The following is a 15,826-nucleotide window of genomic DNA, read 5'->3' as shown; positions in this document are numbered from 1 at the left end:
CCTGCCAGAAATTAGCTGCTCTCCTTTATCTTTCAAATTGTCCTTTGTTGGCGACAACTCGAAATCTATTGGAGATAAACGGCGCCCTTTTTACAGGACACCGCTCTTTACGTCAAATTTATTCTACTGATGATTCCGGTGATTGTGATGTTTCATCAATAATATTCAGCATAGTATTAACTACTGCTTCTTTCATACTCAGGCGGATACGACCCTGACGGTCAATTTCCAGCACCTTGACAGGAACTTCCTGACCAATCTGCAAATAGTCAGTGACTTTCTCTACACGCTTGTCTGCGATCTGAGAAATGTGTACCAATCCTTCTTTACCACCGCCAATCGCAACAAATGCACCAAAATCAACAATACGGGTAACTTTACCAGTATAAATACGGCCAACTTCAACTTCAGCAGTAATCTCTTCAATACGGCTGATAGCATGACGTGCTTTTTCACCATCAGTTGCTGCGATCTTCACAGTACCGTCATCTTCGATTTCGATAGTTGTGCCTGTTTCTTCTGTCAGAGCACGGATCACGGAACCACCTTTACCAATCACGTCCTTGATCTTATCTGGATTTATCTTGATGGTATGAATACGTGGCGCAAATTCAGAGATATCATTACGTGGACTCTGGATTGCCTGCTCCATTACGTTCAGTATATGTAAACGAGCACCTTTGGCCTGATTCAAAGCAATTTGCATGATTTCACGGGTAATACCTTCAATTTTGATGTCCATCTGTAATGCGCTGACACCATCACGGCTACCTGCAACTTTAAAGTCCATATCACCCAGATGATCTTCATCACCCAGAATATCAGAAAGAACTACAAAGTTATCGCCTTCTTTCACCAACCCCATGGCGATACCTGCAACTGCTGCCTTAATTGGTACACCTGCATCCATCAGTGCCAATGAAGCACCACAAACGGAAGCCATAGAAGAAGAACCATTGGATTCAGTAATTTCAGAAACCACACGAACGGTATACGGGAACTCATTGATGCCAGGCATTACCGCCAGAACACCACGCTTCGCCAAACGACCATGACCAATTTCACGACGTTTTGGCGAACCAACCATACCCGTTTCACCAACAGAGTATGGAGGGAAGTTGTAATGGAACAGGAAGCGATCTGTGTACTCTCCCATCAGTTCGTCAATCACCTGAGCATCACGTTCAGTACCCAGTGTTGCTGTAACCAGTGCCTGAGTTTCTCCACGGGTAAACAGCGATGAACCATGTGTACGTGGCAATACGCCAGTACGAACGTCCAGTGCACGAACCATATCTTTTTCACGACCATCAATGCGAGGCTCACCACGCAGGACACGGCCACGAACGACGTTTTTCTCCAGAACAGACAATACTTCAAGCACTTCTGTCTCTTCCAGTTCAACACCATTTTCTGCTGCTTCTGCCAGAATGATAGCAGAAACTTCTTCTTTGATAGTATCAACCTGAGCGTAACGCTCCTGTTTTTCAGTAATGCGGTAAGCATCACCCAAACGGCTTTCTGCCAACTCAGCAACGCGATTATGCAGAGATTGGTTGACAGGCTCTGGTGTCCAATCCCACTTCTCTTTACCCGCTTCAGCAACCAATGCATTGATATTATCAATCACAATCTGCTGTTGTTCATGACCGAACACCACCGCACCCAACATCTGTTCTTCTGTCAGCAGATCCGCTTCGGATTCAACCATCAGTACAGCGCTTTCAGTACCTGCAACAACCAAATCCAAGCGGCTGTTTTTCAGTTCATCGCTGGTTGGGTTCAACACATACTGATCATTGATATAACCAACGCGCGCTGCACCAATTGGGCCATTGAATGGAATGCCAGACAACGCCAACGCCGCAGAAGAACCAATCATAGCAACGATGTCCGGGTGAACCTGTGGGTTTACGGAAACAACGGTTGCAATGATTTGAACTTCGTTCAGGAAACCTTCCGGAAATAGTGGGCGCAATGGACGGTCGATAAGACGGGCAACAAGGGTTTCACCTTCACCCGGACGGCCTTCACGACGGAAAAAACTGCCAGGAATACGGCCAGCCGCATATGTACGTTCTTGATAGTTAACAGTCAGTGGGAAAAAATCCTGACCTGGTTTCACTTTTTTCTGACCAACAACGGTAACAAATACCGCAGTGTCATCCATATTTACCATAACAGCCGCTGTCGCTTGACGAGCCATCATGCCTGTTTCTATGGTCACCGTGTGCTGACCATACTGGAATTTACGAACAATCGGATTCAGCAAAATAATATTCCTTCGTTAGTGTTGCTGCCTTTTAACTATCAGCAACAATGGATATTCTCTTCATTGCTACACCCTCACGACTAATGACAGCACTTAATCCCTTTTGTCTTTCAAGTGCAGCTTTGTTAGCCGCACTATAACTTGGCATCTACCGGGCATATTCTTTTAAGTACTCTCATTAGCCGCGCGAGTCACTGTAGCTGAAGAGGTTCAAATATTTCAGAAACGGAATTTAAGTTTCTTAAATTCTACTTTCTAGAAGAAAAGGGGCCCGATAGGCCCCTTTCCACTGAAACTCATCAATTAGCGACGCAGTCCCAGACGCTCAATCAGCGCGGTGTAGCGAGCCAGATCTTTACGCTTCAGGTAGTTCAGTTGGTTACGACGCTGTGCAACCATACGCAGCAGACCACGACGGCTGTGGTGATCTTTTTTATGCTCTGCAAAGTGACCTTGCAGATGGTTGATTTGTGCAGTCAGCAGGGCAATCTGAACTTCGCTAGAACCACTGTCGTTAGCGCCACGGCCAAACTCAGCAATAATCTGCGCTTTTGCTTCAGTACTTAGAGACATAGTATAACTCCAAATAATAGATTATAAATGATGAGTGCCGATCTCTAATTCAGCCACTCATATACAGGCGCATTATTCTACGCTGCAAATAGATGAAGCGCAAGATAACTCCATAAATGCTTGCTTTTGATATAATTCAACCATCATTCGGTTTTTACTATCATAAATTTTAACTAACATTAGTTTTAACTAACATTATCTTCCACGACCAAACGACGCGGAGCCACTAAACCATCATCATCAATCACGGCAATACCGATGAATTTGTTTTCATCTCCTTCGGTAATACGTACCCACTCACCAGATGGTAAACGGTGCTGGCTACGAACAGGCTGTCCCTGCTTAAAATAAGCAGCAACAACAGATGTCAGATGAATTACAGGGAAATGCACAACTGCCGTATCCATCGGTAACAGCAATGGGTCGAGCAATTCTCCTGTTTCAATCTGTTGTCTTTCCGCCTGTTCTTTTAACTCATATAACTGTTCCAATGTCACCATTCTATGATTAGGATAATTGGCAACCTGCAAACGACGCAGATAAATCACATGGGCACCACAACCCAACAACTCTCCTAAATCGTCAATGATCGTACGGATATAAGTCCCTTTGGAACAGTGGATTTCCAGCTCCAGTTCATCACCTTCCCAGCGAATGAACTGCAATTCATAAACAGTAATTGAACGCGCTTCCCGCTCAACTTCAATGCCCTGACGAGCATATTCATACAGCGGTTTTCCCTGATGTTTTAATGCAGAGTACATGGAAGGAACCTGCATGGTATCACCACGGAATGTTTCCAATGCTGCATCAAGCTGAGCCAGAGTCACCTGAACTTCACGTTCACAAATGATTTTTCCATGAGAATCGGAAGTATCAGTGCGCTGTCCTAAACGGGCAATGACTCTATAGCGTTTGTCAGAATCCAGCAAAAACTGAGAAAACTTGGTCGCTTCACCCAGACAAATCGGCAACATTCCAGTTGCCAACGGATCTAACGCACCTGTATGACCTGCTTTGCTGGCATTAAAGACCCGCCTTACTTTCTGTAAAGCATCATTGGAGGAAATATCCTGCGGCTTGTCCAGCAACAGTACACCGTGTATCGCACGACCCCGACGACGACGCCCCATTACTTTTCCTCGTTATGATCCGCAGAAACACGACGCTGTTCATCATTTTTTACGACATTAGTCACCAGATTTGACATGCGCATCCCCTCTATCAAAGAACTGTCGTAAGAAAACGTCAGTTCAGGAATAATACGCAGACGCATCGCTTTGCCTAGTAAAGAACGAATAAATCCAGAGGCTTCATTCAATGCCTTGATACCCTCTTGAACCTTACCTGAATCATGTTCTTCTACTAACACATTCAAAAAAGTCACAAATACTTTGGCATAAGCCAGATCACGGGAAACCTCAACACCAGAAACGGTGGCCATGCCGATACGGGGATCTTTGACTTCACGCTGTAAAATGATGGCAATCTCTTTTTGCATTTCTTGTGCAACGCGCTGAGTACGACTGAATTCTCTTGCCATTGTTTTATCTCCTGACATTTTGGGGGGCATTAAGCCCCCCAAGAATGGATGAATCTATACCCGTCTTTCAAGCTGCTACCTGAAATCTATTGGGCAATTGTGGTTTTTTAATCGATGGAGCGTTTAATTTCAACAACCTCGAAGACTTCTATCATATCGCCAACACGAACATCATTGTAGTTCTTCACACCAATACCACATTCCATGCCATTACGAACTTCGTTAACGTCATCCTTAAAGCGACGCAGAGATTCTAGTTCACCTTCGTAGATAACCACGTTATCACGCAGAACACGGATTGGATTATTACGTTTAATGGTACCTTCTGTCACCATACAGCCAGCAATTGCACCAAATTTCGGTGACTTAAAGACATCACGGACTTCTGCCAGACCCATGATTTGCTGTTTGTATTCTGGAGCCAACATACCGCTCATTGCCTGTTTGATTTCATCAATCAAGCTATAGATAACGGAGTAATAACGCAGATCAACACTTTCGTTTTCAATGATGCGACGTGCAGATGCATCAGCACGGACGTTGAAGCCCAGAATGATTGCGTTGGATGCTGCCGCAAGCGTTGCGTCAGTTTCAGTGATACCACCCACACCGGAACCGATAATTTTCACTTTCACTTCGTCAGTAGACAACTTCATCAGTGAATCACAAATCGCTTCGCACGTACCCTGAACGTCGGTTTTCAGGACGATGTTCAGTTCAGATACTTTACCTTCTTCCATGTTAGCAAACATGTTTTCCAGCTTAGATTTCTGCTGGCGAGCCAGTTTCACTTCACGGAATTTACCCTGACGGTACAATGCCACTTCACGGGCTTTCTTCTCATCTCGTACAACAGTTGCTTCATCACCCGCAGATGGCACGTTGGACAGACCAAGTATTTCCACTGGCATAGATGGGCCGGCAGACATAACTTCCTGACCAAGTTCGTTACGCATCGCACGGATACGGCCATATTCGAAGCCGCACAGAACGATATCACCTTTGTTCAGAGTACCAGACTGCACCAGAATGGTTGCAACAGGACCGCGGCCTTTATCCAGGAAGGATTCAATGACCACGCCATTTGCCATACCAGTACGAACTGCATTCAGCTCCAGAACTTCAGCTTGCAGCAGGATAGCTTCCAGCAATTCATCAATACCAATACCCGCTTTAGCAGATACATTGATAAACTGGTTTTCACCGCCCCAATCTTCCGGAATAATGCCGTACTGTGACAGTTCATTCTTCACGCGATCCGGATCAGCTTCTGGTTTATCAATTTTATTAACCGCAACAACTACCGGCACACTCGCTGCTTTGGCGTGCTGGATAGCTTCAATAGTCTGAGGCATCACGCCATCATCCGCAGCGACAACCAGAACAACAATATCGGTTGCCTTAGCACCACGAGCACGCATCGAGGTAAACGCAGCGTGACCTGGAGTATCCAGGAAGGTGATCATGCCTTTTTCAGTTTTCACATGATATGCACCGATATGCTGTGTAATACCGCCCGCTTCACCGGAAGCCACTTTGGTTGAACGGATGTAATCCAACAAAGAAGTTTTACCGTGGTCAACGTGACCCATGATGGTAACCACAGGCGCACGAGGCTCTGCCTGAGTTTCACCAGTATCACGATCGCTCATCAACGCTTCTTCTAGCTCATTCTCACGACGCAGAATAACTTTATGCCCCATTTCTTCGGCAACCAGTTGAGCTGTTTCCTGATCGATAACCTGGTTAATGGTCGCCATTGCACCCATCTTCATCATGGTTTTGATGACCTGGGAACCTTTAACAGCCATCTTATTAGCCAGTTCAGCAACGGTAATGGTTTCACCAATCACCACATCACGGTTAACAACTGCTACAGGTTTAGTGAAGCTCTGCTGTAAAGCGGAGGTTTTGCGCTGTTTGCCTTTAGTACGACCGACTGCACGTGCTTCTTCACGATCAGCTTTCGATTCAGAATGTTTGTTATTCTTCTTCTGGCGGGAGGATTTGCCGCCACGGTTGCGGGCACGGCGATCGCCTTCAACTTTAGCGTCATTCTCATCTTCCGCATCACGGGCATGACGGGAAGTGGTTACATGATAGTCATTGCTGTCATTAAGATCAGAGTCGTCAGACCATTTATCCTGATTTTCTTCTGCCATGCGGCGAGCTTCTTCTGCTACCCGTCTTGCTTCCGCTTCAACTTTACGACGCATCTCTTCTTCAGCTTTGCGTTTTAAATTTGCTGCTTCAGCTTCACGACGCGCTTTTTCAGTTTGCGCTGCTGGTTCAGTTTGCACTGGTTTCGATTTCTTTTCGGTATGTTGCTTAGTCACTTTTTCTTTTTCCGCTACCTCACGCTGAGCCTTTTCAGCCTCTTCACGTTTGGCTTTTTCTTCTGCTTCACGTTGAGCTTGCTTTTCTGCTTCGCGTTTTGCCTGTTCTTCCGCGTTACGTTTCGCTTGCTCTTCCGCGAGTTTCTTCGCTTCAGCTTCAAGCCGCGCCTTTTCTTCTGCCTCGCGCCGAGCCTGCTCTTCCGCTTCACGCTTCGCCTGTTCTTCCGCTTTAGCTTGTTCAATCGCGTCACGGTTCACATATGTGCGTTTTTTACGGACTTCAATCGCTACCGATTTACTTTTGCCACCGGTGCCAGGGACGTTCAGTGTACTGCGCGTTTTACGCTGTAGTGTTAATTTACCTGGCTGACCGCCAGTACCGCCTTGTTCTCGGTTCAGGTGGGCCAGCAAAGCTTCTTTTTCTTTCTGGGAAACAGAGTCAGTTGCGGTTTTCTGAATGCCAGCATCAGCGAATTGCTGGATCAGGCGTTCAACCGATGTCTGGATCTCTTCTGCTAGTAATTTTACGGTTACCTCTGTCATTCTGTTCCTTCCTGCTACAGTTTATTTATGCATCATCGCCAAACCAACAGATATTTCGGGCTGCCATAATGAGTTCTCCTGCTTTCTCATCATTCAGTCCTTCGATATCAGATAAGTCGTCGATACCCTGCTCGGCAAGATCTTCCAGAGTGCAGATGCCACGGGCAGCCAGGTTAAACGCCAAAGTACGCTCCATGCCAGGCAGATCCAGTAAATCTTTGGCAGGTTGCTGATCACCAAGACTCTCTTTCTGAGCTAGTTCCAGCGTCGTCAAGGCCGCTTTTGCACGTTCACGGAGAACTTCAACGGTTTCCTCATCAAGGCCTTCCACTGCCAGAAGTTCATTGATTGGCACATAAGCCAACTCTTCCAGTGTGGAGAAACCTTCTTCGACCAATACAGTGGCGAAATCTTCATCAATGTCGAGATGCTTAGTAAATGTATCAATAGAAGCATGAGCTTCTGCCTGATGTTTCGCTTGCAGCTCTTCCGCAGTCATGACATTCAGTTCCCACTTGTCATCACCACGGTGTTTTTTCAGCAATTGTGCCGCCAGACGGACGTTTTGGCCATTACGACCAATCGCCTGAGCAAGATTGCTGTTTTCCACGGCAACATCCATCGTACAGTTATCTTCATCAACAACGATAGATGCAACATCCGCCGGAGCCATTGCATTAATAACAAATTGCGCAGGATTGTCATCCCACAATACGATATCAATTCGTTCGCCGCCCAACTCACTGGAAACGGCCTGTACCCTTGCACCGCGCATACCTACGCAAGCACCGACCGGATCGATACGCTTGTCATTAGTTTTCACCGCGATTTTAGCGCGGGAACCCGGATCACGGGCAGCAGCTTTGATTTCAATGATCTCTTCGCCAATTTCCGGTACTTCGATGCGGAACAATTCAACCAGCATCTCTGGACGAGAACGGCTAATGAAAAGCTGTGCACCACGCGCCTCTGGACGCACATCATACAAGACACCACGCACGCGGTCACCCGGACGGAAGTTTTCACGTGGCAACATGTCTTCACGCAAAATAACCGCTTCAGCATTATTGCCCAAATCAAGCGTAATATTGTCACGATTTACTTTTTTGACCTGACCAGTCACAATCTCGCCCTGCTGTTCACGGAACTGATCAACGACCATTGCACGTTCAGCCTCGCGTACTTTCTGCACGATAACCTGTTTTGCAGTCTGAGTTGTAATACGGTCAAAAGTTACTGATTCAATTTGATCTTCAATATAACCACCCAGTTCAATTTCTGGGTCTTCAAATTTTGCAGCTTCCAATGTGATTTCACGCGTCGGCAGAGTGACTTCTTCAACAGCTAACCAACGGCGGAAAGTATCAAAATCACCGGATTTACGATCGATGCAAACACGGACATCGATTTCCTGCTCATATTTTTTCTTGGTGGCTGTCGCCAATGCAATCTCTAATGCTTCAAAGATTTTTTCACGAGGGAGAGATTTTTCATTAGAAACCGCTTCCACAACAGCCAGAATTTCTTTATTCATCCTAGTTGCCTCATCTGAACTTTAAAAGTGGGGTACCAGATTCGCTTTCTGGATGTTGCTCAGTGCGAACACTTCGTCTTTTCCATCCACCGTAACCGTAATCATTTCACCATCAACAGCTTTGATAATTCCTCGCCATTTACGACGGTTTTGCATTGCCATGCGTAACATCAAGCTGACTTCTTCACCCATGAAACGCTGGTAGTGTTCAGCCTTAAACAGTGGACGATCAAGCCCCGGTGAAGATATTTCCAGGTTATAAAGCCCTGAGATAGGATCTTCAACATCGAGTACTGCACTGACCTGATGGCTAACATCAGCACAATCATCAACAGTGATACCCTCCTCACTATCGATATAGACCCGCAGTGTCGATACACGTGCGCGAATAAACTCCAGGCCCACTAATTCAAAACCCAAAGCTTCAACTGGTGCTGAAATCATCGCTGTTAATTTTTGCTCTAATGTGGACAAGCCCACCCCCAAGACATAAAAAAAGGGCTATATTAGCCCAGTAGTTCTGCTGTCAAATAACAAAAAACCCCGAAACCCGGGGCTTTATGCAACTGGACCCTATTTACTGCCAGCGGTCTCAACCAACTTCTTTTATATCCCTCAAAGCTATACCTCTGGAAGCAACCTGTCAAATCAGGATTGATGCCCTAGGCTGCTAAATCATAACTATTTGAAAGAGTATATGTTGTTAAGAAGTGGTTGCGGGAGCCGGATTTGAACCGACGACCTTCGGGTTATGAGCCCGACGAGCTACCATGCTGCTCCATCCCGCGTTCGAAAACGTGGCAAATCTTACGCTGATAAAACTAAAAACGCAAGTTTCTAGATTAATGGTGCCGAGGACGGGACTTGAACCCGTACGCCCGTTGTTTAGGCACTACCACCTCAAGGTAGCGTGTATACCAATTTCACCACCTCGGCACTGATTGTAGAACTGTTATCTTAACCTGTTAAGAGACTAACTGTTTAAATTAACAACCCTACTTCAATTCTTTTTCTGACTATTCTTTTTACCGAAAGCTTTCTATCAAGTTACTGTGGGATATCACTATTCGGTTTAGTTGGCTTTGCTGGCACTACTGGAACTTCTATTTGTTTCTCAACTTGTGCAGGTTCAGCAATATTTTCCCACTTACCGCTTGAACCAGTTCTGTTACTGGTCATATTACCTAGCACCAAACTGATAACAAAAAACAGTGTTGCAAAAACTGCTGTCATGCGGGTCATAAAATTCGCAGAACCCGATGAACCAAATATCGTTGCAGACGCACCCGCACCAAAGGAAGCACCCATATCAGCACCTTTCCCCTGCTGTAGCAGAACCAGAGCGATTAGCCCGATACCGACCAGCAAGAATATACCTAAAAGAGCTTCATACATATGTTGTACCCGTTTCCTCGTGGGATTTGCCATAACTTTGGTAACGTCATAACTCTGGAACGTTATACTGCATCACCCGCTCAAAATTAAAAAAATTAACTTATTGAGCGGGTGTGAATACTAACCAAAGCGTTTCAGACAAGCAAGGTTAATTTCAAATACTGATGCTGATCGAAGAAAAAAACAGCAAATCAGGCTATTTTTTCACAGCATCTGCGATACGATGCGCCAATGCCGTAACCTGCTCCTCATCTTCACCTTCTACCATCACACGGATCAATGGCTCAGTGCCCGATTTGCGTAACAGTACCCGACCACGGCCATCTAACTCAGTTTCAACTTCTTTAACAATTTCGAGTACTTGTTCTGATTGCAAAGGGTCGTTATCACCACTAAAACGCACATTGACCAGCACTTGTGGCAACAATTTCATGCCACTACACAGATCATGCAGACTCATATTGTTGCGTACCATAGCACTTAATACTTGCAAACCAGCAACGATACCATCGCCTGTTGTGGTTTTATCCAGTAATATGACATGACCAGAATTTTCTGCGCCTAAACGCCAACCTTTTTCTTGCAACTTCTCCAGTACATAGCGGTCACCGACTTTGGCACGTTCAAATGGAATGCCAAGCTGTTTCAACGCCAACTCCAATCCCATATTGCTCATCAAAGTTCCCACTGCTCCACCACGCAGTTGCCCTTGTCGCAATGCTTCACGTGCGATGATGTAAAGTATCTGGTCTCCATCCACTTTCTGACCCAAATGATCAACCATGATTATCCGATCACCATCGCCATCAAATGCCAAACCGACATTTGCCTGCTCTTCCAAAACCCGTTTCTGTAATAGCCGGACATCTGTCGCACCGCATTCTTCATTGATATTGATGCCATTTGGCTCACAACCAATGGTTATCACATCGGCGCCCAACTCTCTGAGAACATTCGGTGCGATATGGTAGGTAGCACCATTAGCACAATCCAATACAATTTTTAATCCATTTAGACTTTGTTCACTAGGGAATGTGCCTTTACAGAATTCGATATAACGGCCTGCCGCATCAACGATACGATTAGCACGCCCTAATTCAGCGGATTCTACGCAAGTCAGCGGCTTCTCCATTTCGGCTTCAATGGCTTCTTCCACATCATCAGGAAGTTTAGTGCCATCAATGGAAAAGAATTTAATACCATTATCGTAGTAAGGATTATGGGAAGCAGAAATAACAATTCCCGCTTCAGCGCGGAAAGTGCGTGTCAGGTATGCTACGGCTGGCGTCGGCATCGGGCCAGTAAACGATGCTGATAGTCCCGCGGCTGCCAACCCCGCTTCCAAAGCAGATTCCAGCATGTAGCCGGAAATGCGGGTATCTTTACCAATAATAATTTTGCGAGAACCATGACGCGCCAGTACCTTACCCGCGGCCCAACCAAGTTTTAAAACAAAATCAGGGGTAATCGGACTATTACCGACTTTGCCACGGATTCCATCAGTACCAAAATATTTACGGCTACTCATAAATTTCTTTCTTCCTTTGCTGAACGTATTCTTTGTTCACAATCTGTGTCTTGCTGATAATTTTTCCGGAAGGTCTCTACTGACGAACAATCGTCTTCTCTGACAAGGTTGCCTGAACAATCTGCATTGCCTGCACCGTTTCTTTTACATCATGCACGCGAATAATCTGAGCTCCCTGCATAGCCGCAATGACAGCACAAGCAACACTTCCCGTTACTCTCTCCTGTGGGGGAACATGAAGTAATTGACCAATCATAGATTTGCGTGACATACCAGCCAGAATCGGCAGGCCAAGATGGTGGAGCTCTTTCAAATGAACCAATAGTTGATAATTATGTGATAAATTCTTACCAAAACCGAATCCCGGATCTATCATCAGCTTGTTTCTTTTAATGCCTGCCGCAACACAGCGTTCAATCTGCTCTTCTAGGTACGTTTTGACTTCTGCCACAACATCTTCGTAGTGAGGTTCTACCTGCATAGTTCGGGGTTGTCCCTGCATGTGCATTAAACAAACTGGTAACTCTGTTTTTACCGCTGCCTCTAGTGCTCCCGGCTCCTGCAATGAACGGATGTCATTAATGATATGAGCTCCTGCTTTGGCAGCTTCCTGCATTACGATAGCTTTTGACGTATCAACAGAGATCCACACCTTAAAACGCTGTGCCAAAGATTCTATTACAGGCACAACGCGATCTAGTTCTTCCTGTTCACTGACATCATCCGCACCGGGACGCGTCGATTCGCCACCAACATCAATAATAGTGGCTCCTTCTTCAATCATTCTGACAGCATGTTGTAGTGCCGCATTAAGGGTACTGTGAGTACCACCATCTGAAAAGGAATCAGGGGTAACATTCAGAATTCCCATGACTTGTGGATGGGAAAGGTCAAGAATGCTGCCTCTGGAAGTCAGTTTCATCGCTAGGGGGCCTTAATGTTAAAAACCCCAGGACAAACCTGGGGTTTAGTAAGTACGGTCTGTCAAAACCAGGGGCAACCTTCTATCAATGATCGCCCTTGGTTTGAATAGATTATGCAGTTGGATTACCATCCGCTGGTTTCGTGGCTTGCTGCTGAGACGATGTATTCTGACGATTATTACTACTATTACCGCCATTATCGTTATCGCCTTCCCAACCGGCCGGTGGACGGACTGTAATACGGTTCATCAGGTCATCGATCTGAGGCGCATCAATGGTCTCGTACTTCATCAAAGCATCTTTCATTGAATGCAAGATATCCAGATTATCCATCAGAATCTGACGTGCGCGCTGATAGTTGCGATCAATGATAACTTTCACTTCTTGATCAATTAAACGTGCAGTATCTTCCGACATATGTTTTGCCTTAGCCACAGAACGACCAAGGAAAACTTCGCCTTCCTCTTCCGCATACAACAGTGGACCTAGTTTTTCCGAGAAACCCCATTGTGTCACCATATTACGGGCAATGGATGTCGCCACTTTAATGTCATTGGAAGCACCCGTAGAAACATTATCTGGCCCGTAGATGATCTCTTCTGCAAGACGGCCACCGTATAAAGTAGAAATCTGACTTTCTAATTTCTGACGGCTGGCACTGATTTGATCACCTTCTGGCAAGAAGAAAGTTACACCCAACGCGCGACCACGGGGAATGATTGTCACTTTATGGACAGGATCATGTTCAGGAACCAGACGGCCAATGATGGCATGTCCTGCTTCGTGGTAAGCGGTGGCTTCTTTCTGCTCTTCTGTCATGACCATTGAACGGCGCTCTGCACCCATCATGATCTTATCTTTTGCCTTCTCAAATTCCACCATAGATACGACACGTCTGTTGCCACGAGCAGCAAACAAAGCTGCTTCGTTCACCAGGTTTGCCAAATCCGCACCAGAAAAACCAGGTGTACCACGGGCAATAATGGAAGCATCAATGTCAGTATCCAACGGAATACGGCGCATATGAACTTTTAGAATCTGTTCACGACCGCGAACATCTGGCAAACCAACGACAACCTGACGGTCGAAACGGCCCGGACGCAACAGCGCAGGGTCCAGAACATCAGGACGGTTAGTGGCAGCGATAACGATAATGCCTTCGTTACCTTCAAAACCATCCATTTCAACCAGCATCTGGTTCAGCGTTTGTTCACGTTCATCGTGTCCCCCCCCCAAACCAGCACCACGTTGACGCCCTACAGCATCAATTTCGTCGATAAAAATAATACAAGGAGCGGCTTTCTTCGCTTGTTCAAACATGTCACGAACACGAGAAGCACCAACACCAACAAACATTTCAACAAAGTCAGAACCAGAAATGGTGAAGAATGGTACTTTAGCCTCACCTGCAATTGCTTTCGCCAGTAAGGTCTTACCTGTTCCTGGAGGCCCTACCATCAAGATACCTTTCGGGATCTTACCACCTAGTTTCTGGAAACGGCCGGGCTCACGCAGGTATTCAACCAATTCACCCACTTCTTCTTTTGCTTCATCACAACCAGCAACATCAGCAAACGTGGTTTTGATCTGATCTTCCGTCAACATACGGGCTTTGCTTTTACCGAAAGACATCGCCCCTTTACCGCCACCACCTTGCATTTGGCGCATAAAGAAGATCCAAACGCCAATCAGCAGTAGCATTGGGAACCATGAAATAAAGAGAGTCGCTAACAGGCCTTGTTGCTCTGGTGGTTCACCAACAACTTTTACCTGTTTGTTGAGCAGCGTATCCAGCAGCTTCTCATCCTGAACTGGCATATACGTGCTATATTTTCCACCGTTGTCTTTCTTAGTGAAATCAATGTCACGACCCGAAATACGTACTTCACTGATTTGATTATGTGATAACTCACTGATGAAGTTCGAGTAATCCACCCTACGACCACTGGAATCGCCGGGACCAAAACTCTGGAACAATAACATCAAGACAACTGCGATGACTAACCAGAGAATCAGGTTTTTCGCCATGTCACTCAAGGGATTAACCTCATATTACAACTGTGTTAACAAATAGCAGCAGGGTACTACACTTTCCGCCCTGTCGCTACAATGTATACTTCACGTGATCGTGCCCGCGAAGCGTCTGGTTTACGAATTTTGACTTTCGTAAAAAGGGAGCGTATTTCCCTCAGGTACTCATCAAAGCCCTCTCCCTGAAACACTTTGACGATAAAACTACCCCCAGGGGCCAGCACATCACGACACATATCCAACGCTAACTCAACCAGATACATGGATCGAGGAATATCGACCGCGGGGGTTCCACTCATATTGGGAGCCATATCCGACATGACGACCTGGACTTTATTATCACCAACTCTCTCAAACAATGTTTTCAATACAAACTCATCACGGAAGTCCCCCTGTAGGAAATCAACTCCAACAATGGGATCCATCGGTAAAAGATCACAGGCAATTACCCGACCACGATCACCAATCTGACTGACTACGTACTGAGACCACCCACCTGGGGCAGCGCCTAAATCAACAACGGTCATGCCCAGTTTAAAGATTTTGTCGCTTTGCTGTATCTCATCAAGTTTAAACCAAGCGCGGGAGCGAAGCCCTTTTTTCTGCGCCTGAAGAACATATTTATCACTAAAATGTTCCTGTAACCAGCGACTTGAGCTTGCTGAGCGTTTTTTATTGGCCATTGTTCTTTCCAACTATACTAACTAATAGAGAGCCCTATTTTTGCATTCTCTTATCAAACCACACCACACACTTATGGTGATAGATAGGAGATGGCGGTAGAATATGTCGTTTTCAATCCCAACTAAGCAAAAAAACGATGACTCTTAACAAGAAACAAGTGCAATACCTGAAAAGTCTCGCTCATTCATTAAAGCCTGTTGTTATGATCGGTAACAACGGACTGACTGAAGGCGTATTGGCCGAAATCGAACAAACCCTTTCGCATCACGAGCTTATCAAAGTCAGGGTTGCAGGCGAAGACCGTGAAATCAAAACTTTGATCGCGGAAGCTATTGTTCGTGAAACTGGCGCATATAATGTGCAAATTATTGGAAAAATGCTAGTTCTCTACCGCCCATCGAAAGAACGCAAGATTAGTTTACCGAAATAATCTCAACATATTTATACAAAAGTGCCATTCTACC

At 45.7% G+C, this 15,826-nt stretch carries 13 protein-coding genes and 2 tRNA genes; 1 reads left to right on the top strand and 14 read right to left on the bottom strand.

Translation table 11 applies throughout. The features are described 5' to 3' along the window. Positions 1–118 precede the first annotated feature (118 nt). The 14 genes from pnp to rlmE all read right to left on the bottom strand — a co-directional run bounded on the left by pnp (position 119) and on the right by rlmE (position 15,361). On the bottom strand, positions 119–2,272 hold the full coding sequence (gene pnp / locus ABLA85_RS02775) for a polyribonucleotide nucleotidyltransferase (protein WP_367961134.1): 2,154 nt from the start codon (positions 2,270–2,272) through the stop codon (positions 119–121). A 303-nt stretch (positions 2,273–2,575) separates the two neighbouring features. Beyond that, positions 2,576–2,845: a 30S ribosomal protein S15 gene (gene rpsO, locus ABLA85_RS02770; protein ID WP_038261508.1), complete on the bottom strand. Its 270-nt coding sequence runs from the start codon at positions 2,843–2,845 to the stop codon at positions 2,576–2,578. A gap of 185 nt (positions 2,846–3,030) precedes the next feature. Next, entirely contained in the window at positions 3,031–3,978 is a 948-nt protein-coding gene (gene truB, locus ABLA85_RS02765) for a tRNA pseudouridine(55) synthase TruB (protein ID WP_367961131.1), read from the bottom strand. Continuing rightward, positions 3,978–4,388, bottom strand: a complete 411-nt coding sequence (gene rbfA / locus ABLA85_RS02760; RefSeq protein ID WP_367961129.1) for a 30S ribosome-binding factor RbfA — start codon at positions 4,386–4,388, stop codon at positions 3,978–3,980. Before rbfA ends, truB begins: the two co-directional genes overlap by 1 nt. A 107-nt stretch (positions 4,389–4,495) precedes the next feature. After that, positions 4,496–7,267, bottom strand: a complete 2,772-nt coding sequence (gene infB, locus ABLA85_RS02755) for a translation initiation factor IF-2 (protein ID WP_367961126.1) — start codon at positions 7,265–7,267, stop codon at positions 4,496–4,498. A 25-nt stretch (positions 7,268–7,292) separates the two neighbouring features. Next, positions 7,293–8,801 (bottom strand): transcription termination factor NusA, encoded by a 1,509-nt coding sequence (nusA, locus tag ABLA85_RS02750; protein WP_047684420.1) that lies wholly within the window; start codon positions 8,799–8,801, stop codon positions 7,293–7,295. A 21-nt stretch (positions 8,802–8,822) separates the two neighbouring features. Further along, positions 8,823–9,275, bottom strand: a complete 453-nt coding sequence (rimP, locus tag ABLA85_RS02745; RefSeq protein WP_367961124.1) for a ribosome maturation factor RimP — start codon at positions 9,273–9,275, stop codon at positions 8,823–8,825. Positions 9,276–9,512: 237 nt separating this feature from the next. Further along, positions 9,513–9,589: transfer RNA gene (locus ABLA85_RS02740), tRNA-Met, on the bottom strand. Positions 9,590–9,647: 58 nt separating this feature from the next. Continuing rightward, positions 9,648–9,737: transfer RNA gene (locus ABLA85_RS02735), tRNA-Leu, on the bottom strand. A gap of 111 nt (positions 9,738–9,848) precedes the next feature. After that, positions 9,849–10,196, bottom strand: coding sequence for a preprotein translocase subunit SecG (gene secG / locus ABLA85_RS02730; RefSeq protein WP_038261492.1), 348 nt, complete (start codon positions 10,194–10,196; stop codon positions 9,849–9,851). A 196-nt stretch (positions 10,197–10,392) separates the two neighbouring features. Then, complete coding sequence (gene glmM / locus ABLA85_RS02725) at positions 10,393–11,724, bottom strand: phosphoglucosamine mutase (protein ID WP_367961121.1); 1,332 nt, start codon at positions 11,722–11,724, stop codon at positions 10,393–10,395. A 76-nt stretch (positions 11,725–11,800) separates the two neighbouring features. Further along, positions 11,801–12,646, bottom strand: coding sequence for a dihydropteroate synthase (gene folP, locus ABLA85_RS02720; protein WP_367961119.1), 846 nt, complete (start codon positions 12,644–12,646; stop codon positions 11,801–11,803). A gap of 112 nt (positions 12,647–12,758) precedes the next feature. Beyond that, positions 12,759–14,684, bottom strand: coding sequence for an ATP-dependent zinc metalloprotease FtsH (ftsH, locus tag ABLA85_RS02715; protein ID WP_367961117.1), 1,926 nt, complete (start codon positions 14,682–14,684; stop codon positions 12,759–12,761). 47 nt (positions 14,685–14,731) lie between these two features. Beyond that, the gene (gene rlmE, locus ABLA85_RS02710) at positions 14,732–15,361 is read right to left on the bottom strand and encodes a 23S rRNA (uridine(2552)-2'-O)-methyltransferase RlmE (protein WP_038261480.1); all 630 of its coding nucleotides are present in this window, start codon (positions 15,359–15,361) and stop codon (positions 14,732–14,734) included. A 137-nt stretch (positions 15,362–15,498) separates the two neighbouring features. Here rlmE and yhbY point away from each other — a divergent pair, with 137 nt between their 5' ends. Further along, positions 15,499–15,792 carry a ribosome assembly RNA-binding protein YhbY gene (yhbY, locus tag ABLA85_RS02705; RefSeq protein ID WP_367961115.1) on the top strand — a complete coding sequence of 98 codons (294 nt, stop codon included), beginning with the start codon at positions 15,499–15,501 and terminating at the stop codon, positions 15,790–15,792. Positions 15,793–15,826 lie beyond the last annotated feature (34 nt).

Origin of the sequence: Xenorhabdus sp. SGI246 (assembly GCF_040838225.1) — a bacterium.
In the GTDB taxonomy this organism is placed as follows: Bacteria; Pseudomonadota; Gammaproteobacteria; order Enterobacterales; family Enterobacteriaceae; genus Xenorhabdus; species Xenorhabdus indica.
This window is presented reverse-complemented; position numbering and strand designations above follow the sequence as displayed.

Bases quoted from the DNA above. Each gene is read 5' to 3' on its own strand.
- rpsO (WP_038261508.1), bottom strand. From the start codon at position 2,845: ATGTCTCTAAGTACTGAAGCAAAAGCGCAGATTATTGCTGAGTTTGGC.
- truB (WP_367961131.1), bottom strand. From the start codon at position 3,978: ATGGGGCGTCGTCGTCGGGGTCGTGCGATACACGGTGTACTGTTGCTG.
- rbfA (WP_367961129.1), bottom strand. From the start codon at position 4,388: ATGGCAAGAGAATTCAGTCGTACTCAGCGCGTTGCACAAGAAATGCAA.
- infB (WP_367961126.1), bottom strand. From the start codon at position 7,267: ATGACAGAGGTAACCGTAAAATTACTAGCAGAAGAGATCCAGACATCG.
- nusA (WP_047684420.1), bottom strand. From the start codon at position 8,801: ATGAATAAAGAAATTCTGGCTGTTGTGGAAGCGGTTTCTAATGAAAAA.
- secG (WP_038261492.1), bottom strand. From the start codon at position 10,196: ATGTATGAAGCTCTTTTAGGTATATTCTTGCTGGTCGGTATCGGGCTA.
- glmM (WP_367961121.1), bottom strand. From the start codon at position 11,724: ATGAGTAGCCGTAAATATTTTGGTACTGATGGAATCCGTGGCAAAGTC.
- folP (WP_367961119.1), bottom strand. From the start codon at position 12,646: ATGAAACTGACTTCCAGAGGCAGCATTCTTGACCTTTCCCATCCACAA.
- rlmE (WP_038261480.1), bottom strand. From the start codon at position 15,361: ATGGCCAATAAAAAACGCTCAGCAAGCTCAAGTCGCTGGTTACAGGAA.
- yhbY (WP_367961115.1), top strand. From the start codon at position 15,499: ATGACTCTTAACAAGAAACAAGTGCAATACCTGAAAAGTCTCGCTCAT.